The 24,666-nt window shown below is 45.5% G+C and carries 23 protein-coding genes; 10 read left to right on the top strand and 13 right to left on the bottom strand.

Annotated elements, in window-relative coordinates; all coding sequences use genetic code 11:
* Positions 1-3 precede the first annotated feature (3 nt).
* Positions 4-1,746 carry a biosynthetic-type acetolactate synthase large subunit gene (gene ilvB / locus AC2TF5_RS05650; RefSeq protein WP_491301236.1) on the bottom strand — a complete coding sequence of 581 codons (1,743 nt, stop codon included), beginning with the start codon at positions 1,744-1,746 and terminating at the stop codon, positions 4-6.
* Positions 1,747-2,343: 597 nt separating this feature from the next.
* On the opposite strand from ilvB, the gene AC2TF5_RS05645 reads away from it, so the two are divergent.
* Positions 2,344-2,787, top strand: a complete 444-nt coding sequence (locus tag AC2TF5_RS05645) for a GNAT family N-acetyltransferase (protein ID WP_491301235.1) — start codon at positions 2,344-2,346, stop codon at positions 2,785-2,787.
* Positions 2,788-2,797: 10 nt separating this feature from the next.
* Here AC2TF5_RS05645 and AC2TF5_RS05640 read toward each other — a convergent pair whose 3' ends face one another.
* From AC2TF5_RS05640 to AC2TF5_RS05620, 5 genes are all read right to left on the bottom strand, one after another.
* Positions 2,798-3,112 carry a hypothetical protein gene (locus tag AC2TF5_RS05640; RefSeq protein WP_491301234.1) on the bottom strand — a complete coding sequence of 105 codons (315 nt, stop codon included), beginning with the start codon at positions 3,110-3,112 and terminating at the stop codon, positions 2,798-2,800.
* Between the two features lie 200 nt (positions 3,113-3,312).
* Entirely contained in the window at positions 3,313-3,672 is a 360-nt protein-coding gene (rplT, locus tag AC2TF5_RS05635; RefSeq protein WP_208918109.1) for a 50S ribosomal protein L20, read from the bottom strand.
* Between the two features lie 30 nt (positions 3,673-3,702).
* A complete protein-coding gene (gene rpmI / locus AC2TF5_RS05630) occupies positions 3,703-3,903 on the bottom strand; it encodes a 50S ribosomal protein L35 (protein ID WP_046678638.1) in 201 nt (66 codons plus the stop codon).
* A 27-nt stretch (positions 3,904-3,930) separates the two neighbouring features.
* A complete protein-coding gene (gene infC, locus AC2TF5_RS05625) occupies positions 3,931-4,425 on the bottom strand; it encodes a translation initiation factor IF-3 (protein ID WP_491301233.1) in 495 nt (164 codons plus the stop codon).
* Positions 4,426-4,711: 286 nt separating this feature from the next.
* The gene (locus AC2TF5_RS05620; protein WP_491301232.1) at positions 4,712-5,950 is read right to left on the bottom strand and encodes a glycosyltransferase family 2 protein; all 1,239 of its coding nucleotides are present in this window, start codon (positions 5,948-5,950) and stop codon (positions 4,712-4,714) included.
* A gap of 769 nt (positions 5,951-6,719) precedes the next feature.
* Here AC2TF5_RS05620 and AC2TF5_RS05615 point away from each other — a divergent pair.
* A complete protein-coding gene (locus AC2TF5_RS05615) occupies positions 6,720-7,847 on the top strand; it encodes an MGDG synthase family glycosyltransferase (protein WP_491301231.1) in 1,128 nt (375 codons plus the stop codon).
* A 106-nt stretch (positions 7,848-7,953) separates the two neighbouring features.
* On the opposite strand, the gene trmB is transcribed toward AC2TF5_RS05615, so the two are convergent.
* Both trmB and AC2TF5_RS05605 read right to left on the bottom strand, forming a co-directional pair.
* Complete coding sequence (gene trmB, locus AC2TF5_RS05610; protein ID WP_491301230.1) at positions 7,954-8,667, bottom strand: tRNA (guanosine(46)-N7)-methyltransferase TrmB; 714 nt, start codon at positions 8,665-8,667, stop codon at positions 7,954-7,956.
* Between the two features lie 280 nt (positions 8,668-8,947).
* Positions 8,948-9,130, bottom strand: a complete 183-nt coding sequence (locus AC2TF5_RS05605; RefSeq protein ID WP_491301229.1) for a hypothetical protein — start codon at positions 9,128-9,130, stop codon at positions 8,948-8,950.
* Positions 9,131-9,389: 259 nt separating this feature from the next.
* On the opposite strand from AC2TF5_RS05605, the gene mnmL reads away from it, so the two are divergent.
* The 6 genes from mnmL to AC2TF5_RS05575 all read left to right on the top strand — a co-directional run bounded on the left by mnmL (position 9,390) and on the right by AC2TF5_RS05575 (position 15,517).
* Positions 9,390-10,343, top strand: coding sequence for a tRNA modification radical SAM protein MnmL/YtqA (gene mnmL, locus AC2TF5_RS05600; RefSeq protein WP_491301228.1), 954 nt, complete (start codon positions 9,390-9,392; stop codon positions 10,341-10,343).
* The gene (gene mnmM, locus AC2TF5_RS05595; RefSeq protein ID WP_491302815.1) at positions 10,343-10,933 is read left to right on the top strand and encodes a tRNA 5-(aminomethyl)-2-thiouridylate-methyltransferase MnmM; all 591 of its coding nucleotides are present in this window, start codon (positions 10,343-10,345) and stop codon (positions 10,931-10,933) included. Before mnmL ends, mnmM begins: the two co-directional genes overlap by 1 nt.
* Before the next feature lie 112 nt (positions 10,934-11,045).
* Positions 11,046-12,014 carry a type I phosphomannose isomerase catalytic subunit gene (locus tag AC2TF5_RS05590; RefSeq protein ID WP_491301227.1) on the top strand — a complete coding sequence of 323 codons (969 nt, stop codon included), beginning with the start codon at positions 11,046-11,048 and terminating at the stop codon, positions 12,012-12,014.
* 60 nt (positions 12,015-12,074) lie between these two features.
* On the top strand, positions 12,075-13,040 hold the full coding sequence (locus AC2TF5_RS05585; protein WP_491301226.1) for an alpha/beta hydrolase: 966 nt from the start codon (positions 12,075-12,077) through the stop codon (positions 13,038-13,040).
* A gap of 271 nt (positions 13,041-13,311) precedes the next feature.
* Positions 13,312-13,638 (top strand): ArsR/SmtB family transcription factor, encoded by a 327-nt coding sequence (locus tag AC2TF5_RS05580; protein ID WP_208918099.1) that lies wholly within the window; start codon positions 13,312-13,314, stop codon positions 13,636-13,638.
* A 139-nt stretch (positions 13,639-13,777) separates the two neighbouring features.
* Positions 13,778-15,517, top strand: coding sequence for a SulP family inorganic anion transporter (locus AC2TF5_RS05575; RefSeq protein WP_491301225.1), 1,740 nt, complete (start codon positions 13,778-13,780; stop codon positions 15,515-15,517).
* 71 nt (positions 15,518-15,588) lie between these two features.
* On the opposite strand, the gene AC2TF5_RS05570 is transcribed toward AC2TF5_RS05575, so the two are convergent.
* The 5 genes from AC2TF5_RS05570 to recQ form a co-directional block, all read right to left on the bottom strand.
* Complete coding sequence (locus AC2TF5_RS05570) at positions 15,589-17,058, bottom strand: chitinase (protein ID WP_491301224.1); 1,470 nt, start codon at positions 17,056-17,058, stop codon at positions 15,589-15,591.
* A gap of 513 nt (positions 17,059-17,571) precedes the next feature.
* A complete protein-coding gene (locus tag AC2TF5_RS05565) occupies positions 17,572-17,736 on the bottom strand; it encodes a hypothetical protein (RefSeq protein ID WP_491301223.1) in 165 nt (54 codons plus the stop codon).
* A 45-nt stretch (positions 17,737-17,781) separates the two neighbouring features.
* A complete protein-coding gene (locus tag AC2TF5_RS05560) occupies positions 17,782-19,554 on the bottom strand; it encodes a B12-binding domain-containing radical SAM protein (RefSeq protein ID WP_491301222.1) in 1,773 nt (590 codons plus the stop codon).
* A 131-nt stretch (positions 19,555-19,685) separates the two neighbouring features.
* A complete protein-coding gene (tnpB, locus tag AC2TF5_RS05555; protein ID WP_491301221.1) occupies positions 19,686-20,807 on the bottom strand; it encodes an IS200/IS605 family element RNA-guided endonuclease TnpB in 1,122 nt (373 codons plus the stop codon).
* 369 nt (positions 20,808-21,176) lie between these two features.
* Positions 21,177-23,060, bottom strand: a complete 1,884-nt coding sequence (gene recQ, locus AC2TF5_RS05550) for a DNA helicase RecQ (RefSeq protein ID WP_491301220.1) — start codon at positions 23,058-23,060, stop codon at positions 21,177-21,179.
* A gap of 181 nt (positions 23,061-23,241) precedes the next feature.
* On the opposite strand from recQ, the gene AC2TF5_RS05545 reads away from it, so the two are divergent.
* Positions 23,242-24,309 carry an RluA family pseudouridine synthase gene (locus AC2TF5_RS05545; protein WP_491301219.1) on the top strand — a complete coding sequence of 356 codons (1,068 nt, stop codon included), beginning with the start codon at positions 23,242-23,244 and terminating at the stop codon, positions 24,307-24,309.
* Positions 24,306-24,524, top strand: a complete 219-nt coding sequence (locus AC2TF5_RS05540; protein WP_491301218.1) for a VOC family protein — start codon at positions 24,306-24,308, stop codon at positions 24,522-24,524. The genes AC2TF5_RS05545 and AC2TF5_RS05540 overlap by 4 nt, the downstream gene beginning before the upstream one ends.
* Positions 24,525-24,666 lie beyond the last annotated feature (142 nt).

The following is a 24,666-nucleotide window of genomic DNA, read 5'->3' as shown; positions in this document are numbered from 1 at the left end:
ATCTTACGCATCCCCCATCAGCATTTGATCAATTGTTGAGCCCTGGGTTACCATCGGATATACGTTTTCGCCTTTCTCTACCACGAAATCGATGAGTACAGGCCCCGGAGTTTCCAATGCCTCTGCCCAAGCGGCGCGTGCTTCTTCCTTGGTTGTAGCTCTCAAGCCCTTCACCCCGTAAGCTTCAGCAAGTTTCACGAAGTCAGGACTTCCCGACAGGTCGATGTGACTGTAACGGTGATCGTAGATCAGTTCCTGCCACTGACGAACCATTCCAAGTACTTGATTGTTGATCACAACTATCTTTACAGGAATGTTGTTGATGGCACAGATCGCAAGTTCCTGCGAACACATCTGCATGCCGCCGTCTCCGTTAATCGAAATGACCAACCGGTCGGGATGCGCCATCTGGGCACCAATCGCTGAAGGGAAGCCGAAGCCCATCGTTCCAAGGCCGCCCGAAGTAATCCATGAGCGCGGCTGGTTGAACTTGTAATACTGAGCAGACCACATTTGATGCTGACCTACATCCGTTGTTACAATCGCTTCGCCGTCCGTCGTATCGTTCAACATTTCAATAACCCACTGCGGCTTCAGAACTTCATCCGAATCCGTATACTTATACGGATATTCCGCTTTCCACTTACGGATCTGGTCTCTCCAAGCGTCGGCTTTCATTGCAGCCGGTACATCCGGGTTGATCATCTCAAGCACTGTCTTACAATCCCCGACAATTGGAATGTCGGTTGGAACGTTCTTGCCGATTTCAGCAGGGTCGATATCGATATGGACGATTTTTGCATTCGGCGCAAAGCCGTCAAGTTTACCTGTTACTCGGTCATCAAACCTGGCGCCGATGTTGATCAGCAGGTCACATTTCTGAATGGCATGATTGGAAGTGTACGTTCCGTGCATCCCCGGCATTCCCGTCCACAGCTCGTGTCCACTTGGGAAAGCACCGAGTCCAAGAAGCGTGGTTGTGATCGGAATTTGTGTTCGCTTCACGAATTCATGCAGCGCTTCGTGTGCTCCCGAATAGATAACGCCGCCGCCGGCAATGATCATTGGGCGTTCCGCATCCTCAATGGCCCGGCACAGTTTATCAAGCTGCAAACGGTTAGGAACCGTTCGAGGATTATATCCTCTCAGGTTAAGACTTTCATCTGGCTTGAACAGTGTCTTGGCCGCCGATACGTCCTTCGGAATGTCGATCAGTACAGGTCCCTTACGTCCTGTGGATGCGATATGAAAGGCTTCATGGATGACCCGCGGCAGATCCTCCACATCCCGGACCAGATAGCTGTGCTTCGTTATCGGCATCGTAATGCCAGTAATGTCGGCTTCCTGAAAGGCGTCCGTTCCGATCAGGGTTGTTGCCACGTTACCGGTAATGACTACCATTGGGACCGAATCCATATAAGCTGTAGCAATACCAGTGACAAGGTTTGTTGCTCCAGGGCCTGACGTTGCAATACAAACACCGACTTTGCCGCTTGCCCGGGCATATCCGTCAGCCGCATGAATGGCTCCTTGCTCATGACGGGTCAGGACATGCTTGAAATCCTCAAATCCATACATGGCGTCGTAAATGTACAGTACGGCTCCTCCCGGATATCCGAAGACGCATTCGACACCTTCCAAAAGAAGGCTCCGAAGCAAGATTTCCGATCCGGTAATCACTTCGGGCTTCATCCATTTCTCTCGTAATTGTTCTGTAGACCGCACTTCTGGAGTTTGCGCGCTCATCAGTCATCCTCCTCTCAAATATTGGATCTCTCCTATGGCATTTACAACAAAAAAACCTTCCGTCCTCCACACCGGATTTCTCCGTGTGAGGGACGAAAGGTTTAGCTTCCGTGGTACCACCCATGTTTGCTTCACATTTCGCAATGCAAAGCCTCAGCAGGTATGAAGCCGCCATCTATAAGCCACAGCTCCAATATCTGCGGTTCGTAACGAGAACCAGACGATTTCCCCTAATAGACACTGTCCTATTAATGCGCTGAAGTATCAGACTAGTGTTTTTCAGGAAAACAGCTCCGAGGTGAGCTCGTATAAAAGGGATTTTGGTGGAGGTTGCAGCTGTTCCGTCCACTCTCTGAGCAAAAGAGCCCTTTAAACTTCGTCCTCATCATTGCCGATTGAATTATTCGTTAAAATGTTTAGAAACATTATATGATTCATTGATTCGAGAAGTCAACACATTTATTTTACTTCATACGCTAGTTTTTCATTCTTAACCTGCCCATCCCTCTCCCAATCATTCCCGTTAACACCCTCTTAACCCTTGCTACATATGATAAATCGAGATCTGTTTAACGGCAGCGAAGGGAGGCAAGATTTATGATTCGCTACCGCAAACCCGGACAGGATGATCCGGCCATTTTACAATTAATTGAATCACAACTGGTCCCTTTATCCAACCTCAGTCCCGAAGAATTGGACACCATTCGTAAAGATATACCGACAAGACTCCGCCGGGGAGTTACACTGGTTGCTTCTCCCAATCAGAAAGGGAACGTAATCGCTTTTATCCATTTCATGCTTCATGGTGAGTTGTTGTATATTGACATGCTAGCCGTTGCACCCGCTGCACAGCGGAAGCGCGTCGGAATTTCCTTAATGAAGCATGCTGAAGGCTTCGCATTATCACGCGGATGCAAACGGGCCAAAGTTATGGTGGACTTGGTAAACCAAAAAGGGCTCTCTTTTTACCAAAAGCTTGGCTACAGCATCGTCCGTATCATTACACCTAACCAATGCTATGAGATGGAAAAAATTTGGTGATTTTAGTTTATCAGAAAAACCCGCCAATGCCTGGACCAAAACCTGGACCAAAACCCGGGCCGAAACCTGGGCCGAAGCCTGGACCGAAGCCTGGACCGAAGCCGCCGAAGCCAAATGGAGATGTTCCGATTGCCAGAAGATCAAACAGTACGAGTGGTAAAATGGCTTTTGTTTTCACTTTTTTCCCCTTTTGTGCTTCCAGAATAAGGCGGTTTCCAGAAACCCGAATCAGTTTGCCCGTTACAACGCCCCCGTCCTTCTTATACGCTACGATCTGCTTGCCCACATATTGCTTAACAACTGCCTTACTAACAGGCTTATGCATGAAAATCCCTCCTTTGGTATATACAGTTCAGTTTATTCCCACTAAGGTCTTGATGCTTGTTTCATCGCCCTTTGTCAGCAATATAGGTAACAGGGCAAAAAAAGAACCGCCGAGTTATCGACGGTTCAGATTTCTCGAAGAAACGCCTTCGGCGCCCTTTAATTAAGGACGCCGAAGGCGTTTCTTCTTACGCTTATATCTTAAGCGTTCACTTTATCTTTTGCTACAGTTGCCAAAGAATTGAACGCAGTCAGGTCGTTTACAGCCAGATCAGCCAGCATTTTGCGGTTGATGTCCACACCAGCCAGTTTCAGGCCGTGCATCATTTTGCTGTAGGACAAGCCATTCAGACGTGCAGCAGCATTGATACGAACGATCCACAGTTTGCGGAAGTTACGTTTCGTTTGACGACGGTCACGGTATGCGTATACCATCGATTTCATAACTTGTTCGTTAGCTGTTTTGAAAATACGGTGTTTGGAACCGAAATAACCTTTAGCAAGCTTCAATACTTTTTTATGTCTACGACGAACTACAAATCCGCCCTTAACTCGTGCCATATTAAAAGACCTCCCAATAATTGTTGTTTACTATTTCAAGTTAGCCAAGCCTTGCTTCAAACGTTTAACATCTCCAGGTGCCATAACCGGGCTAGTCCCAAGGACACGCTTCGCACGCTTGGATTTGTGGGAAAGCAAGTGGTTTTTGTAAGCTTTGTAACGTTTTACTTTACCAGTACCGGTAATTTTAAAGCGGCCTTTCAGGCTGCTGTGTGTTTTCATTTTAGGCATAGTACAACTTCCTCCTCATAATATCTCTTAGGCTTTAGGAGCCAAGATCATAATCATGCTGCGGCCTTCCAGCTTAGGCTGGCGCTCCACGATGCACAGGTCGACAACTTCTTCTTTTACGCGCTCCAAAATCTTCTGGCCAATACTGGCGTGTGTGATTTCACGACCGCGGAAACGCACGGAGCATTTCACCTTGTCGCCTTCTTTAAGAAACTTCACGACATTGCGAAGCTTCGTTTGGTAATCGTGCTCCTCAATGTTAGCTCGGAACCATACTTCCTTGATATCAACGATCTTCTGGTTCTTGCGGGCTTCCTTCTCTTTCTTCTGCTGCTCATAACGGAATTTACCGTAGTCCATGATGCGACATACAGGCGGCTTCGCCTGCGGGGCCACGTTCACCAGATCAAGATTGAGATCAATCGCCATTTGCAGTGCTTCGCGAGTCGACTTAATACCGATTTGTTCGCCTTCTGCACCGACCAAACGTACTTCCTTCGCCCGAATTTCGTCATTGATCATATGTTCCTTACTGATAGTCCTCCACCTCCGATTATAATAATTCGTACCTGTCATAAAACAAAAAATAAAGGGATACCGATTCAACCACCGGCATCCCTATTTGATACACATCTCAAAAAATGAAATTTATTCATTCGTAGATTTCGTGATCAAACCAGCCGACTCCAGTCGGACAGGTGAGAAGCGGCGTGCTTCTGCTTACAATCAGTATTCAGTTCAACACCAAAATAGTGTATCACTTCATTCCACTTGTGTCAACAAATTAGTTTCAATATTTTCAAAAGACTTAGCCCTGCTTGCTCTGCACTTCTTCCAGGCGTACCACACGTGTATGCTCCGTATGACTCCACGTCTTGTTATTTTGCGTGAAGAAAGCATATACGGTGATCGGATACCATGACAGCAGATATATCGGGAACAGTACAAGATAAGCGTAAACTTTCTTGAACGTCACCTTCTCCAAGATCAAAGCCATCATGAAAGTGAAGATATTCGCGGCAATCGCAGCAAAGCTGAGCCAAAATGGCAGGTAACCAAACAAGTTAGCGATATTCGGACCATCAAAGAAAGAATTGTCAACCCATATCACGGCAGTCAGAATGAACGTGAGCAGAACAATATATACGTTGATTCCATACAGTGCGAGATCCAACTTCACGATGCTACGTTCTTTAATAGCACGCCAGAGTAGTGGAAAGAAGTAACGGCGCGCAACCGTAAAGTGTCCCTGCATCCAGCGCAGACGCTGTCTTGCAGAGGCCTTGAATGTAAGTGGCTTCTCGTCAAAAACTTTGGCATCATAGTTGAATTTTGGATATACACCGCGCATGACACTGCGCATTGTAAACTCCAAATCCTCAACCAAGCTGGTTGCCCCCCAGCCCATTTCCTTCAGCAGATTAGTCTCAAAGCACATACCTGTACCGCCGAGAAAATTCGCCATGTTTAGATTGTGACGGGACATCTGCCACAGACGGTTAATGTACCAATACGACACACCGTATGCAGCTGTAATCCAAGAATCTTCAGGATTCTTGGTATCAATATATCCCTGGATAACTTTCGCTCCAGAGCAGAGATCGTCGTTCATTTCAGTCAGAAAATCCGGATGTGCCAGATTGTCGGCGTCAAACATAACGACCGCATCATACTGACGGGGCATTGCCCACAATTCTTTCAGCATCCATTCGATGGCATAGCCTTTACCGCGAAGATTCTGGTTCGTGCGGACACAGGCATTCATTCCATGTTCACGGACAATTGCGGCCGTCCGGTCTGTACAGTTATCGCAAATCACGAACACTTCGTATAGATCTTTAGGATAGTTAAGCTGCTTCAGGTTTTCCATCAAAGCTCCAACAACTTGCTCTTCATTATGGGCCGCTACGAGCACTGCAAATGACTTTGTCGGTTCAAAATGCTGCTTTTTCTTTTTCTTAATCAAACCGAATAAAGAGAATGCAAACTGGTACACACCAATCGCGACCAAAAACAATTGGAGCGCGACAAAAATGGCGTCGAACATAATTCTCGTTACCCCCTTTTTAAACCCTTGAGAATATTGTGATTTTTTTCTCTCTCTTGTTTCTTTTGTGTTTATGACCCTTTGTTACTGTCTTTGTCTTTTGTTGCAATCTTTGTCTACTTCTTTTGATCCTGGTGTCACAGGATCGTTTTGCACGTCATATCGATTTTCCACACTTTAAGATCATTTGTCAAAAGCGTGAATAGCTCTAATTTCGAAGTATCTTGTTAAAAAGAGCTTCGCTTGCTTTCAGTATGCCAGCAAGCTTCGATTCAAACGGCATTAGTTCTTATTTTCAGCTGTTTTCTTACTTTTTATTTCTCTGCCTGCCCATTTTTCTAAAAAACTTTGTCCACATAACTCCTTGACGTAATGAAACGGAAAAAAGTTTGGGTTAGGTATCCACTTTTATTTAAACTTTTTGCCACTCATTTGAATCATTGTAGCGGTAACTTTTATTCAAGTCAAAAGACCTCAGACCCTTATTTCCGTCAAAGTCCGTAACAATCTCCCTTACCCATTGATACAGGAAAAACACATTCGGCCACTCGCTGTATAGAAAAACGGGAATACAGGACAAAAGTCCTCCAACCTTATAAAGTCATATTTTTTTCCATAAATTAGCGTATTCTGGCGATTCTTGCGGCTATCTTGCAGCCATAGACTATAGCCCTTTCTTCAGTAAACAAGGCTCTAGTCGGTTGCAATATCCTCTCAAAGTCGATATGTTATGGATATTGAATAACGCTGCAGGAACGGGTGAAAAAGAGTGGTTAAGAAAAGAGTATTGCTGTTATCAGAGGGCTTCGGCGCCGGCCATACGCAGGCTGCTCACGCGCTCTCCAGCAGTCTACGTCAGTTATCTCCGAACGTTCAGACAAGAGTCATGGAGCTCGGAAGCTTTCTGAACCCCAAAATGGCTCCGTTGATTATTTCGGCCTATCGTAAGACCCTTACGTCCCAACCACGGCTGATTGGTTATATGTACCGGCATCAAAAATCCTTTAGCCGGTTTACTACCTTGGCACTGCACCGGATTTTTTATACAAGCACCAAAAATGTTGTTCGGCAGCTACGGCCTGATATCATTGTATGTACCCATTTTATTCCAAGTGCTGTTATTTCGCGGCTAAAGCGCCTAGGGACAAACATCCCCTTATGTACAGTGATAACGGACTATGACGCCCATGATACCTGGATCAGCCCGGAAGTCGACCGCTATTTCGTCTCTACACCGGAGGTCAAGCGTAAGCTGCTAAATCGTGGTGTCTCCCATGCTAAAATCCAAGTCACCGGCATTCCAATTCATCCGGACTTCTGGGAACATCCCAGCAAAGAAGAAATCAGGGAGAAGTTTAATCTTGCCGCGATGCCTACAGTTCTCGTAATGGGAGGCGGCTGGGGCATAATGAATGACCAAGTTGTGCATGAATATCTAACCAAGTGGCGTGAAGAAATACAGGTTATTTTTTGCTTCGGTAACAATGATAAAGCACGAATAGAAATGGAAAACAACCCACGTTACCGCCATCCAAACATACGAATATTCGGCTTTACCCGTGAAGTAGATAAACTGATGGAGGTTTCCGACCTGTTGGTAACCAAACCAGGTGGAATGACCTGCACGGAAGGTCTTGCGAAAGGAATTCCGATGCTTTTTCACCATCCGCTACCTGGGCAGGAAGAAGAGAACTTCCATTACTTCATCGCACAAGGTTTGGGAGAGCCAATTACATCCCTTGAAGTACTCGGTAAATGGATGAATATGCTGCTCAGCCAGTACGATGAAATCCTCATGCGGCGTTCGCGAAATTTAGACAACATTCAGCGCTATCATCCACTGCAAAGTGCGAGGAGTATAATCGACATGCTGGAAAATGAAAAGGTGCACTCCTGATAAGGAGGCACCTTTTTTTCAATGCTGAAGAAATAATATCTTCTATTATAATAATTGCAAGCGCTGTCATCGCCCTACTTTCATTTATGTCGCTTCTGAATACAGCTTACATCCCGTATTTCTTCAAGCGTTCAACCTCGTACTCTGACAACGCTTCTTGTCCGACAATGACCTCGCAACGGTGAATCTTAATTCCTTGTCCGACAAATTTTGTTTCATACTCCGTCATTACAAATTCTTCATTTAGCCCTTCCCGGTGAAGATCAAGCGAAATGTTGGTCATTTGCAGTCCGTAATCCGAAAATGCATTTAGGGAGAATTCAAATAAACTGACAGAATCTGTCTTAAAATGGATCTGGCCACGCTCATTCATAATTGTTCTGTATTTATCAAGAAATCTTGGATGAGTTAACCGACGGCGACCATGCTTGGTTTTTGGCCATGGATCACTAAAATTCAAATAAATCCGCTCAAGCTCCCCGGGTTCAAACACTTCTTCCACATTCTCAATATTCATCAGAGCGAGCTTCAGATTGGGCGGTGTAACTACGTCCTCTGCTGACCAAGCATTGCGCCCTTTCTCACTTGCCCGTCGAATCAGCTCATCGTACATATCCACCCCGATAAAATTCACATCCTGGTGCTTGTAACTCATTTGGCTGATAAACTGCCCTTTGCCCATACCGAATTCCACATGAATCGGTTTGTCATTACCAAACAGGGAAGCCCACTTCCCTTTATATTGCCGGGGATCCAGAACAACCAAATCCTCCTGCTGCTCTAGATTTTCCCGGATTCCTTTTCTTCCGCGTAGACGCATGATATACCTCCGAAACTTATCCTTTTAGTTGACCTATACTGAAATATTGTGACGAAGTTACCTCTAAAAGTAAAGACCCAATCAAAAAGAAACGCCTTCGTCGTCCTTTTTAAAGGACGGACGGCGTTTCTCCAGAAATATAAGCCAAGTATACAATATGAAATTTATATTTTCTTATATTTAGAAAAAGGAACCTCTTTCTTTTGCACAAGGCAAAAGCGGGGTTCCTTTTTCGTTATATTTGGAATTGGGGTTCCGCGGTAGTTAAACTGTGAATAGTCTACCCTTCTTCAACTGCAAAATCAAATGTCTTTTCGAAGGCAGCCCGGATTTTACGTTGTGCCGAAGCTTTGATTTCCTGATTGGCGTTAAATTCTACTCCTGTCAGGGCCAAAGCTTCATCCGGTGTAAACTCCACAGTGATTCGTTCTTTGGTATATGTCTTTGTAGGCGTCGAATTCATTATAATCACCTCACGGTAATAGTATATCCAAAACATCAGATGAATATGAATTCCACTTCATAATTAATGATTACCCATGGTTGGTCACAGTGAAACAGTTACTTACATAAATAAATATAGCAATTTCATGAAAAACGATCAAGAGAGGTTAAGGTGGAAGTTTGCAGTGCATGACGCTGTGACCTTTTTTTTGATACAATATACAAAGGATCTGATTCATGCTATGAGAAACATCCCATAGATTACAAAAGGAGAACACATGAATACATCTCTTACATCTGCTCCGCTCATGTGGGGCGATAAACGATTTCATACATGGAATTATGAAATGCGCAACCAATTTCAGGATAAGGTGTTCAAGGTCATGCTTGACGCCGGCTTTACTTGCCCGAATCGGGACGGCACGATTGCCAAAGGAGGCTGCACTTTCTGCAGTTCCAGAGGTTCAGGGGATTTTGCAGGACGAAGACGTGACGATCTGGTGACCCAATTCAACACCATTCGGGACAAGCAGCATCAGAAATGGCCTCATGCGAAGTATATTGGCTATTTTCAAGCTTATACTAACACGTATGCGCCTGTAGAAGAGCTTCGGGAATATTATGAGGTCATTTTGGAGCAGCCCGGCGTGGTGGGATTATCCATTGCTACCCGGCCTGACTGTCTTCCTGATGATGTCATCGAATACTTGGCTGAACTGAACGAGCGAACCTATCTGTGGGTAGAAATGGGGCTGCAAACGATCCACAACTCAACCTCTGAGCTCATTAACCGTGCTCATGATACTGAGTGCTATCTGGAGGCTGTAGAAAAGCTCCGCAAACATAACATCCGGGTGTGCACCCACATTATTTATGGTCTGCCCCAGGAAAGCCATGAAATGATGCTCGACACTGGCCGGGCTGTCTCTAAGATGGACGTTCAGGGTATCAAGATCCACCTACTTCATCTTATGCGCAAAACTCCAATGGTGAAGCAGTATGAAGCTGGACTTCTGCGTTTTCTAGAGCAGGATGAGTACATCAAGCTGATTGTTGATACATTAGAATTTTTGCCACCGGAAATGATTGTTCACCGCCTGACAGGGGACGCCCCGCGCGATTTATTGATCGGACCGCTGTGGAGCTTGAAGAAGTGGGAAGTACTGAACGCCATTGATGCCCAGTTAAAGCAACGTGATACATGGCAGGGTAAAATGTGGAGGGAGTCCTGATGGGCTTCCTCTCCGTTTTGAGTTATGCCCATAAGCTGGCCACTGAACGTCTTCAGCCCGGAGGTATCGCAGTCGATGCTACGGCAGGAACCGGGGCAGACACTCTGTTTCTTGCCAAAACGGCCGGTCCCCGTGGCCATGTCTTCGCTTTCGACATTCAAGAGGAGGCCTTAGCCCTAACCCGTCGAAGATTAACGAAAGAGCCTGCTGAACAGCTGGCCGAAGTTTCTCTGCATCTTGAAAGCCATTCCTTCATGAAGAATTCCATCCCGGTCGATTATCACGGCAAGGTGTCTGTTATCATGTTCAACCTTGGGTATTTACCAGCCGATCAGTCAGATAAACAAATCATTACTCTGCCGGAAAGCACTCTCTCAGCACTGGAAACCTCTCTGGAAATGCTAGCTCCCGGCGGCGTTGTAACGATTGTCCTTTATCCGGGACATGAAGGCGGCGGACAAGAAGCAGCAGCGGTGGAGGCATGGGCGTCAGCCCTTTCCCAACGCACTGCGCAAGCCGTTATGTATCGCGGCATCCAACGTCCCGATGCACCTTATCTCATTGCGCTAGAGCGAAAGAAACCGTTATGATAGAACCTTAGCAGCACGCTGAGAGGTTCTATCTGGTATCCGGTTCTATCTGGTACCTGCAAGCGTCTATAGCTATCCTATACTATGGTTTATGAAAGGTAGATGAAACAACATGACAAAACCGTATCCGCTGTTATTTCAACCTGAATTTAAAGAACGTGTATGGGGCGGACGTGCCCTTGAACAATTCGGCCTTAACATACCTGAAGGCCATATCGGCGAAGGCTGGATGATCGCAGACCATCCAAACGGAACGACTTCCGTTGTCAGTGGGGAGCTCGCTGGACTCGGTTTGGATCAGGTTCGTGAACAATTCGGCGCTGAATGGTTTGGCAAAAAGGGATTCTCTGAAGTTAACGGCCGCTTTCCGCTGCTGATTAAGCTGCTGGACTGCAATGATGATCTGTCCGTTCAAGTGCATCCGACAGATGATTATGAAGGATTGCCAAAAGGCGAATTGGGAAAAACAGAAATGTGGTACGTTCTGGATGCCAAACCGGACGCCAAAATCATTTATGGGCTGAAAGAAGGCGTTAAGCGCGCTGATCTCAAAAAAGCGCTGGAAAACGGTACGGTTATGGATTCTCTCCAGGAAGTACCTGTGAAGGCTGGCGATACATTTTACATTCCGGCTGGAACTGTCCATGCCCTCTGTGCCGGTGTCGTCGTAGCTGAAATCCAGCAAAATTCCGACACAACATATCGGATTTTCGATTACAACCGTCCGGGACTCGATGGCAAACCTCGTGAGCTCCATATTGAGGATTCATTAAATGTTACTGCATATGAAGGCTCTGGTGCCTCAACCATGAGCACAGACAATGCAGTGCCTGGAGAATGGCTGGAATTAGCCAAGTCGCCATATTTTATCGTTGAAAAAGGAATTGTAGAGGGCCCTTGGAACCTCACTACAACCGAAGATAGCTTTACGATTCTCGTAATGTGTGACGGAGAAGGCACCCTGAAATGGGATGGCGGGTCCCAAGCTTATACATCCGGACAATGCTTCCTGTTGCCTGCAAACCTTGGCTCCTACACGCTGGAAGGAAATTCAACAGTTCTTCGTTCTTATCTGCCTTAATTGGATTAAATATGAAATAGATCCCTTAAATTTATCGTTTTGTGGAGGTGCCGGAAAGCAATGCAATCCGAAACGTTTACGATGTTGAACACCCAGGCGATGAACATATTTGTATATCAATGGCTGCCAGAACCAGAAATGGACATTAAAGCAGTTCTTCAAATCGCGCACGGCATGTGTGAAACAGGAGCGCGATATGAGGGGCTGGCCGCCCTGCTTACGAAACATGGATACGCTGTTTATGTCCACGATCACCGTGGTCACGGTAGAACGGCTGATAAGCTTGATGCTTTGGGTGACCCCGGCGAGAATGGATTTGAAGGGATGATCGAGGATTTGGTCCTCCTTTCTACCGTTATTAAGGAAAGACACCCTCAGCTTCCGCATTATTTGCTCGGGCACAGTATGGGATCTTTCATTACGCAAAAGATTATGTGCACACACAGCCACCATTTTGACGGGTTTCTCCTCTCCGGTTCCAATGGACCTCGGGCCCTGCTCAGCGTCGGTGAAAATCTCGCTGCTGCTCAGGTCAGAATAAAGGGTGCTGCCCACCGGAGTGTACTGATCAATGCGATTGTGTTCGGGCCTTATAACAAAGGCTTTGGCCCTGTCCGAACTCCTTTCGACTGGTTGTCCAGTGATCCGGAAGAGGTAGACCTCTATGTGAACGACCCGTACTGCGGACGAGTGTGCTCTGCTCGTTTCTTCCAAGAGTTTTTCGGTCTGCTGCGGCAGATTCACAAGCCTGCACTGCTAAGCAACCTTGTGAAAGACAAACCGATATATATCTTTTCCGGTGACGAAGATCCAGTCGGCCTGCGAGGAAAAGGTGTACGCAACCTCATTGAGTTGTACCAGAAACTCGGAGTTGAGCAATTGGAATACCGTCTGTACCCCGGCGGTCGCCATGAAATGCTTCATGAAGTCAACCGGGATGAAGTTGCTGCACATGTGCTGGATTGGTTGGAACGGCATATAGCTAATCCTGATAAAGGGTCTCCTACTGCAGAACCTGTTTTGTAACCCAGCACCTTCTATAAGGCCTCATTATTGTTGAAATTCCCCACAATAAGCGGCTGTGATCCATATGGATCGCAGCCGCTTTTTCATATGGCTGCCCCACTTTCACACACAGTTCCATAACTTAATATAATATTTACACAGATACTGAAAGCCAGTAGAACTACAGTACATTTATCATATACAAGAACAATTTGTCATGATAACATAATTGCTGACTCAAATATTCAAAAGTTCAGATATATGAATATAATAAATCAAGGAGATAACTGCGATGGACCGAAACATTCAACAGTTTAAAGCCGATTTTTTCAAAGCACTCGCACATCCAATGAGAATCCGTATCCTGGAAATATTGAGCCAGGGGGAGCGAAATGTTAATGAGCTTCAGGTAATGCTAGGATCGGAGGGTTCAGCCGTATCCCAACAGCTTGCTGTGCTACGCGCTAAAAATTTGGTTAACAGCGTTAAAGAAGGAACCACCGTGATCTATTCACTACGAGATCCGCTGATCAGCGATCTGCTCGGAGTAGCCCGGCAAATATTTAACAACCATTTAGTGGAGTCGATTTCTCTCTTAGAGGATATCAGTAAGCAATGATAGGAATTAAGAGACAAACTATTTAACTAACATGAGCTAATCAACTTAACAAACTGAGTTAATTGTAATTTCCCCGCCTAACAGCGGGGTTTATTGAAGTTACAGGGCAATGAAATATAAGAGAAGAAGGGTAGAACAAATGAAATGGACGGGTCAATTTAGTGGTTACTCGGCAAATGCTTTTCGCAAGGATTTGATATCTGGTTGTATCGTGGGGATTGTTGCCATTCCTTTAGGGATGGCTTTTGCCATAGCTTCAGGGGTAAAGCCGGAGTATGGACTTTATACAACGATTATTGCAGGCATATTGATCTCCCTGCTCGGCGGCTCAAGGTTTCAGATCGGTGGACCGACCGGGGCATTTATTCCGATTTTGCTCGCTATTGTCATTCAGTATGGTTACGAGAACCTGCTGATCGCCGGATTTCTAGCGGGAATATTTCTCGTGCTTATGGGGCTTCTTCGTCTGGGTTCCCTGATCAGATTCATTCCCAAGCCAGTAACCGTTGGATTTACATCAGGGATTGCCGTCATTATTTTCAGTGGGCAAATATCTAATTTCCTTGGACTGCAAGGTGTAGAGCGCCATGAATACTTCTTTTATAACATGAAAGAGATCGTCTTACGGATTTCCTCATTGAATCTGTACAGTGTGTTAATCGCAGTCATCTGCCTCGCCACACTAATTATAACTCCTAAGTATTTGCCTAAAGTGCCAAGCTCGCTCGTAGGCATCATCGTTTCCACTTTGATTGCTGCCTGGCTGTTCCCAGGCAAAGTAACGACAATAGGGTCCGCTTACGGAATCATTCCCGGAGGGCTGCCCCAATTTGCACCCCTGGAACTAACCTGGGATCGCGTCGTTATGATGCTTCAGCCTGCTCTAATTATCGCTATGCTTGGAAGTATTGAATCGCTGCTGTCAGCCGTTGTAGCTGATGAAATAACGGGTACTAGGCATAACAGCAACCGAGAATTAATCGGACAGGGCGTAGCCAACATGGTGACACCTCTGTTCGGTGGAATTCCAGCTACGGGCGCCATTGCACGTACAGCAACGAACATTAAAAGCGGCGCAGTGTCTCCGATTTCGGGAATTATTCATGGTGTCGTCGTCTTGATGATTGTTGTCCTGTTCGCCCCTTATGCCTCCAATATTCCGCTGGCAAGTATGGCCCCAATTTTAATGGTTGTAGCCTGGAATATGAGTGAATATAAAACTTTTACTCATATGCTCAGAACACGGACCGCAGACTCGCTTATTCTGCTTGTTACTTTCCTGCTGACGGTGTTTACTACACTAACGGTAGCCGTCCAGGCTGGGCTGGCCTTGGCTGTTATTTTGTTCATCAAACGAATGAGCAGCATGCTAGCGGTAAATAAAGTATTGCCGGACCACTCCTCAAAAAAAGAAAAGGTGCAGCCGCATATGGTAACCGAAGATCGTGACTGTCCGCAAATTGGCATGTATAATGTCGAGGGCACTTTATTCTTCGGCGCTTCCTACACTTTTGAGAACTTCGGACAGAAGCTTCTGGCATCCCCCGATCTTCGAGTCATTCTGCTTCGCATGGGGAAAGTACCGTTTATGGATACGACCGGCGAATCCAATTTTTCCAGACTGGTCAATCGCCTAATGGAGCGTGGGGTCGTTGTCATCATCTCCGGAATACGTCCGCAGCCCAAGAAACTGCTTGTGAAGACTGGATGCTATTCCATGATTGGTGAGGATCGCTTCTTTGAGCACACGGGAGAAGCATTAAATTACGCTTTGGAAAATATTCAATATAACAAATGCCTGGGGTGCACCCAGTATGCGTTCCGTGAATGTACGAAGTTAAGCACCAAGGAAAATTTGAATGATAAGCATATTTCTTAAATCCAGGGAACTCTGCAAAATAGAATATGATAAAGCCTCGGCCACATCGACCGAGGCTTTTACTTCTATGATCAAGGAAGTGTAATCAAGAAAGGCTTCACCGTGTTGGCTAGACTGTAGTTCGTGGTCGCATCCCAGTTGATTGACCATGTCATTGCTCCCCGGATATCTGGGTATTTAGCAACTGGCTTATAGCTTCCACAGCTGTTGCCAGTTGCCAGACAGTTCAGCGCATTATTAACGACCGTTGGAGAGACATATCCTCCCCCTGCTGCTGAAGGTGTAGCTGGAACACCTATTCCCAATTGGGAAGGTGACACCCACTGCAATGTCAGATCCGAGAGAGCAGTCAAGAAATCTACGCTACCCTGTGTATAACATTTTCCGTCACGACCCAGCATACACCCAGAATTGTAATACTGCACATTAATCACGGTTGTAATATCCTTCAAGTTGTCATAGAGCTGTATGTAGGATGTATTCTGATTCTGCATGTCTATCGTTTGCGGAGCCATTGTCAGAATAAAGTCATTTCCGACTTTTTGCTGTAACTGACGAATCGCATTGGTTAGATTAGGTACATTCATGCCATGCTCTAGGTCGATATCCACACCATCCAGCCCAAATTGAGTAATGATAGAATACATACTATTCACAAAATTCGTCACATTGGGTGAAGCGTTATTCAAATTAATGTTGCCCAGTTCTCCTCCAATAGACAGAATGACCTTCTTTCCTTGCGCACGTTTAGCCTGAATATCCGAAATCAGATCAGCATTCGAATACCCGCCCAGGGCTGCAGACAATGAAGTATTCACATTAAAAGTGACACCGCCTGGATTAGCAGGATCCATTTCAGCAAACGACAATACAATAATATCGTACTGGTTTGGTATATCTCTCACTTTCAAGTTGCTGGCGTTATTGATAAAGTTCTGCCAGTATCCTGTCAGTATATGCTTCGGTAGCTGACCACCACCTCCGCCTGTCCCTCCCGTTGTTGTCGCATTCACTGTCTCACTTGCCGGGGAGAGATTTCCGGCAGCATCTTTGGCCACGACCTTAAAGGAATATGTCGTGCTGGCAGAAAGTCCAGTGATCGTAGCAGTAGTACCGTTTACTGATATAGCCAGCGATGTACCCTGATACACATCATAACCTGTCACACCTACGTTATCCGTAGACGCCAGCCAGGATAACGTTACACTAGAGGAGGTGACTCCACTTACAGTTACGTTCGCTGGAGTTGTCGGAGCTACAGTATCACTACCACCTTCGCTTCCACCTTGAACAAGCTCCCACATCGCAGGTACGTTAGGCGGTTCCCATCCTGTTATTGAAGTGTGAGTTTGAATAGTCTTATAGGTATTTCCACTATACGTAGCCGTGTCGTTTACCGTATAGAATACATTTGGTGCCCATGGGCCCCGATCGGCTGCAGAAGCTACCACAGGCAGCAAGCTCATAATCAACGCCACAACGACCAATAACGGCAAAATTCTTCTCGGCTTGCCCAACATTCCCAATAAACCTTTTCTCATAAATTAATCCCTCCTATAAAAATGATCAGTAAAATTTCTGTAGCTCCACGTAAAACGACATCAGCTCCTTTCAAAACTAAAGGAATGCCTAACGATGATAGCGCTTACTTAAATGGGTTTAAAAAATCTCTCAATTCGAATTTTTTTAGGCCCTATATCATTAAGCATAATCTACTTTATATGTAAAAAACTCTCAATAGAGCTGTAGTATCAATTTTAAAACTATCGATATCAGAAAGATGCATATTCGGGAAAATATTACGCAACAAAAACGGGCTCTGCACGCGAATAATATAAACCATGAGAAAAACTCTATCGACGTACCTCAAATGAAGACAGACCGCACTTAGCGGTAGTTTTTCTTGCGAGATAAGGATACAGTTTACTCCGAAATTTATACTTTCTTATTTCTTAACACAAACAGGCCACCCAAGACTAAGTCTCGGGCAGCCTATTTCTGACTCCTTTTTTATTAAGCACTCTGCTCATGGGGTGTGCCTTACGCAACATGTTCTAATCTTCTGGCGTTCGGTCAATGATCAGATGAGTGACTTCGGTAAAGTCACCGTGCTCAATCTCTTCCTCTGTTGCTTCTTCCCGCAGCATTTCGTTATCGCCTTCCATACCCACTGCAACGGTCGGATTATTTTTGTGTTTAGGATTCTGGCCATCTATCATGTTTATCACTCCTCCATCCGTTAGGTTACCGGATGAAGTTGTTTTTTAAACAGCTTTTGTAAAATATAACGGACGACCATCCTCTGATTGCTGATACAGCACGACCAGCATCGTTCGGGAAGGAGTTTGTCCACTTTCCCCGTTGGCAGAAGTCCCAGAGCCGCCATGATGAATAACTTCTTCCAGATTAAACGGAAGCACCTCGATCATCGCGTGCTTTTGTAATTCACGTTCGCCCAGTTCAAGCTCAGCAAAACCGCCCGAGAAGTCACCTTGTTGATCGACAGCCTGTTTCAATTGGGCAGACCATTCGTTCTTATCCTGAACGAAATCCCACCAAATTTTGCGCGGCTTATACTTATGTCCCAGGAAATAATCGAATTTCATTAACCCTATAATGATCTCCATATGCGGGGTTTGCCGGTTTTCGAGGAATGCTGTCAAACGTGTGAACAGATCCTCCAGCTGATGCCCGATTTTTTGCCAGCCTTGAGCCTCCCAGTAATCTCCGAACTCCTGAAAGAAATCGAAAGGCGACGGAAATTCATGTGTCATTAAATAATTCAGCGTATGGTCCATGCGGTGTGCATTCCAGTATTTTTCCAATACATCCTCCAGCCGCTTCAATCTGACAATGTCCGAGAATGGCAAAACATCACTGCCCAAAATTTCGTACGGAGCATGATCCATATACGTGTAATTGTATTTATGTGCATCGATCCGCATTCCGGTACCGCGCAGCATCTTCAGAAATCCGAGCTGAAGCTCCTCCGGTCCAAGCGCGAATACGTCATTAAACGTCTTGCGGAACGTATCGTAATCTTCAAGCGGCAGGCCTGCTATTAAATCCAGATGCTGATCAATCTTTCCGCTTGCCTTAATCATGCTAACGGTTCGAGACAGCTTCGAAAAATTTTGGCGGCGCTTTACAAGCTCGTTCGTTGGGTCATTCGTGGACTGCACACCGATCTCAAACCGGAAGATACCCGGAGGCGCATTTTCGGACAAATATTCAAGCACCTCGGGACGCATAATATCTGCCGTAATTTCAAATTGGAATACACAGCCCCGATGATTCTCAATCAAGAATTGAAACATTTCGAGAGCATAATCCCGTTTAATATTGAATGTACGGTCCACAAATTTGATCAGCTTAGCACCATGATCGATGAGATATAACAGATCAGACTTCGTCCGCTCGATATCAATATAACGGACGCCCACCTCAATGCTCGAAAGACAGAACTGACAGTTAAAAGGACAGCCTCGGCTTGTCTCAAAGTAGACGACCCGTTTGCCCAAATGCGGAATATCCTCCGCAAACCGGTGCGGTGACGGCAGATCATTCAGGTCGCTTTTTGGACGTGGCGGATTAATGATTACCTCACCGTTCTTACGATAAGCGGTTCCGTATACAAAATGATATTTTCGGTCGCCTTCGATCTCCTTCAAGAGATGATTCAGCGTTTCCTCGCCCTCACCTATAATGATGAAATCTACGTTATGCAGACGCTCCATCCAGTAAGTCGTATCGTAAGAAACCTCCGGACCTCCCAAAATAATCGTAACCTCAGGCATAACCTTTTTGACAATATCAATGACTTTAATCGTCTCTTCGATATTCCATATATAACAGGAAAAGCCGATAACGTCCGGCTTCCGTTGAAACAGATCCGAGACGATATTCATCACCGGATCCTTGATTGTATACTCTGTCAATTCAATATCAAAGTCCTTCTCGCTGTAAGCCTTAAGACAGCGGATGGCCAGTGACGTATGGATGTATTTGGCGTTTAATGTGGACAAAATGACTTTCATGGTTCACGACCTTCGCTTGATTTATTCCATAATTTGTATTTATCGTACCGATTATAATCGTTATTTCTTGAACTTCTCACGACTTAAGTCGCGAGATTCCTAAGTACGGAAACCTATCGGTTTCTAATTGATTAGGCTATTCCCGTAGTCCCTACGGTTAGAAGTCTTATAGCTTCATTTTTAAGGTTTTGTCCTGCGTTAATATCTCGATCGTGATGTGCACCACAATTAGGACAATCCCATTCACGAAGTTTTAGATCCTTAACGTCTTTATTTTTGTAGCCACAGCACGAACATAACTGAGAACTTGCAAAGGTTTTGGATACAGTAACCACTTCTTTGCCGTACCATTTTGCCTTGTACTCAAGCATAGTTCTGAATTGTGACCAAGATACTTCACTAATTGCTTTTGCCAGCTTGTGATTTTTCAGCATATTTGATACTTGCAAATCTTCAATACCAATTACATCGTGGTTTTTGATGATTTCAGTAGAGATTTTCTGCAAGTAGTCTATTCTTGCATTGGAGATTCTTTCATGGATTCTTGCGACCTTAACACGTTGCTTGTTCCAATTCGAACCACCTTTTGTACGTCTGGAAAGGATACGCTGCGCGTTCGCTAATTGTTCTTCAAGTTTGCGATACCATTTTGGATTTTCGTATGGTGTTCCATCTGAAAGGGATGCTAAAGTTTTTAGTCCAACATCAACACCAACAGAAGAACCTGTTTTTTCTAATGGTTGTACTTCAGTTTCAGCAAGAATGGACACAAAGTATTTTCCGCTTGGATTACGTCTAACAGTAGCATTCAGAATGCGACCATTCACTTCACGACTTTTAGCAAAACGAACAAGACCGAGTTTAGGCAATTTGATATGGTTGCCTAAAATAACAATATTTCCATTCGTTTGCTTGGTTGTGTAGGATTGCACCTTGTTCTTTTTAGACTTGAAGCGTGGTGCATCATTTTGCTTTTTGAAGAAACGATCAAACGCACCCGCAAGATTCTTTAGCGATGACTGCAAGGAAATACTGTCCACCTCTTTTAGCCATACGAATTCTTTTTTCAGGTGTGTAAGTTTAGCTGAACACGAATTGTAGTTTAATCCTTTACCTGTTTCCTTGTATGAGTTATTCCATTGTGCCAAATAGCGATTAAACACAAAACGAGAACAGCCGATTGTTTTAGCAATTAAGATTTCTTGTTCCTTGCTTGGATAGATACGAAATTTATATGCTTTGTTTACAATCACTGTTCTCACCTCAATTAGTGATATTAATGTAATGTCGTTCTATGCTTCTATATGTTCGCTAATAGTTACCTCAATGTAAGAAGGATTTCAAAGATGTCCTCCTGACAGATTGTTTTCTAGTTGTGGGAACTCTTAAAAAAAAAGTTTTGCTGCCCCCCTTAATACATTGGCAATACTTGGGATTATTATCCATCCCAAATATAGGATAATATACGTCAAGATAGTTTTTGTACTAACTATCAGTGTTTTTTCTAATTTAAAATTTGACATATGTTGGACAATTAACGTGTCTAAAGACACGCCTTGTCCGAAGCCAATTCATCTCACGATTGAAATCGCGAGTGTTCTCAACTATTTCATAAATTCCGTCTATTCATACTCGTAATGATCATACTCTGTGCCTGAGTCTCCCGACTGATTAAGAAAAAAATCCAGGAACGGCTTTCCGTATTTACGGAATTTCACTTCGCCGACCCCTTTTACAGTTAGCATTTCATCCTCACTCTGCGGACAGACCACACTCATCTCGCGCAAAGTCGCGTCATTAAAAATAATATAGGACGGCACATGCTCACGGCTGGCCAATTCACGGCGGATGAGGCGCAGCTGCTCGAATACAGTCTCATTAACCGCTGACGGTGAAGAATCACGACTGCTGCTCCGGCGCTGTCCAGCGGACGTCTTGGTCGGCCGCGGAACCCGCTGCATCACTTCCCGCTGTCCTCTAAGTACCTCGGCTGCAGCACTCTGCAGCTTCACGACCGGATATTGTCCTTCCGTAAGTGCGAGTAATCCTTCAGAAATGAGCACATTAATCGTCTCCGAAATTTCCTTCTCCGTGCGACTAGACATGACACCGTAAGTGGGCAGACGGTCAAAGCCGTATTCGAGTACTTTTTTGGCACGCGAGCCTTTCAGCACTGACGCTACCATTGAAACGCCAAAGCGCTCACGCATCCGGTGGATACAAGAGAAAATCTTCTGGGCATCTACCGTTATATCGATCAGTTCCCGATCATCTGTGCAAGAGCTGCACGTACCGCACGGCTTATCCTCGTGAGCCTCTCCGAAATAATCGAGCATGGCGCTGCGAAGGCAGCGTGTCGTATAACAGTAGTCAATCATCTGCTGCAGCTTCCGGTATTCATTATGCTTACGCTCGGAATCTTGGGGATTCTGTTCAATCAGAAATTTCTGGGTCATAATATCCTGCGCGCTAAACAGCAAAATACACTGGCTCGGCTCGCCGTCACGGCCTGCACGACCCGCCTCCTGAACGTAGGACTCCATATTCTTCGGCATATTGAAATGAATGACATAGCGTACGTTCGATTTATCGATCCCCATGCCAAACGCATTGGTCGCTACAATAACACGGATATCGTCATACAAAAAAGCCTCTTGGCTGGAAGCACGCTCCGCATCACTCATTCCTGCATGGTAACGTCCTGCGGATAAGCCTTGCTGCTGCAGCCGCTGGCATAAATCATCCACTTCCTTACGGGTAGCCGCATATATGATGCCGGATTGGTGCGTATGTGATGCTGCATAATCAAGTACATATTCCCGCTTGTTCTCACCGCGAAGCACAGACATTTCCAAATTGTCACGGCCAAGTCCCGTAACAAACACCTGCGGTTCCTCCAGCCTGAGAAGCCGCTGCATATCTTCCATGACTTCCGGTGTAGCTGTGGCCGTAAAGGCCGCCAGGATCGGGCGAACCGGCAATCCCTTTACAAAAGGAGCCACTGACAAGTAACTCGTCCGGAAATCATGTCCCCATTGGGAGACACAGTGTGCTTCATCGACAGCAACACAGGAAATCTGAAGCTCTGCCATCTCATCCCGGAACCAATCCAACTCCAACCGCTCCGGAGCCACATACAGCAGCTTCAATTCTCCTCGCTTCGCTTGTCGGATCCGCTCGTTCACTTCCTTACCGCTCAATGTGCTATTGATATAGGCGGCTGAAACGCCGGCTGTTGTCAGAGCATCCACCTGATCCTTCATCAGCGAGATCAAGGGGGAGATCACGAGTGTCATCCCCGGGAGCATCAACGCCGGAATCTGGTAACAGATCGATTTACCTCCGCCGGTCGGCATAATCCCCAGCGTATCACGGCCTTCAAGGAGGCTCGCTACAATCTTTTTCTGTCCTTCACGAAAATCAGGATAGCCGTAATACTTCTGTAAATATTCCCGAGCTGTATTTAAATTCATCGATTCCGGATGACTCAATTCCCTATTTAACATATAAAATCTCCTAACTCTAACCTCTTTGGCTCTTTCGACAGAACGATCTCTATCCTTTAAGTTTACCGGGGTTTGGTTCAATGGGCAACCAAGAACCGTTCTACATAATACTGATACATGGAATTGCCCGGCGGTGCATGGTATAGTTGACTGGAAATATACTTCAGGATGGAGAATGACCATGGATAACAAACGACGTCCCGCCAAGGGAACGAAGTCATATAAACCACAGAATACACGTTCAGGAGCCCCGGCAGAAAGAGGCAGTGACTACCAAGCAAATAAGCCTCGAAATTCATCGGATTACGGTCGAAAATCCGGTGGACGTCAACTTAAAACAAGCAGTGTCAAAAACAACTCCAAACCGGCTCCAGTGAAAGTTTATACCGTTAAAGAACCTTCAGAATTACTCTCCTTTTTGTTAAGCAGCATATCGAATATGAGCCGCAACTCGATCAAATCGCTTCTCGCACGCGGGCAAGTTATGGTGGATGGTGTAGCCGTCACGGCGTATAACCATGTTCTTGAACCCGGGCAGACCATCATGCTGAGCAAAGATAAAGTGGCTGACAAACCCGTGCTTGTCGGACTAACTATTTTACATGAAGATGATGATGTTATTGTTATCCAAAAGGATGCCGGTCTGCTGTCCGTTGCTTCCCCTAAAGAGAATGAGATGACAGCTTATCGTCAGCTGACAGCTCATGTACGCAGCCAAAATCCGAATGGACGGATCTTTGTCATTCACCGACTGGACCGCGACACTTCCGGTGTGATGATGTTTGCCAAAAGCGAAAACGTGCAGCAAACGCTACAGAACAACTGGCAGGACACCGTAAAGGAGCGTACCTATGTAGCTCTGGTTGAAGGTGCAGTCAAGAAGCCTGAAGGCACAATCACGTCTTGGCTTAGAGAGAGTAGCACCCTGAAAATGTACTCTAGTCATTATCCGAATGACGGTCAGCATGCGGTAACTCACTACAAAACGATTGAGTCCAACCGGGATTTTTCACTACTTGAGGTCAACTTGGAAACCGGACGCAAAAATCAAATCCGTGTACATATGGAAGACATCGGTCATCCCATCGTAGGAGACAAGAAATACGGCTCGAAAGCCAAAATCCTCGGCAGGCTCGGTCTTCATGCTAAGGTGCTCTCCTTTATCCACCCTACAGATGGTCAGCTTATGCGATTTGAGAGCAGCATTCCCAAATCATTCATGAACCCATTCCGGAAAAGTCATTCATGAACGAGAGTCATACGGAAGCGGTAGAGAAAGCCATTTTGTACATGAAAGACCGATTGAACGAAGATATAACTTCACAGCAACTTGAGGTTACCGTCCGATGGGCCACGTTTGCAGATCCTTGGGGTAACCGCCTGGGGCTGTTTGAATATCACAGTAAGGCTGACAAAACGGAGCGAATTCGAACGGTATTAGAGAACAAGAATGTGAACACTTAGATTTACGCATAAAGAAGACTGCCCAAAAGTGATTGATCGGGCAGTCTTCTTTATGGTTCGGTTTAGCACATGTGTCGTAACAGCCTTTTCGGATGCACCTAACCGCCCAAGGACTCATACTTAGGTGGCCGGAATGGCTCGT

The sequence above is a fragment of the Paenibacillus sp. JNUCC 34 genome, from assembly GCF_058269055.1.
Note: the sequence above shows the minus strand (reverse complement) of the source record. Positions and strands in the feature narration are given on the sequence as shown.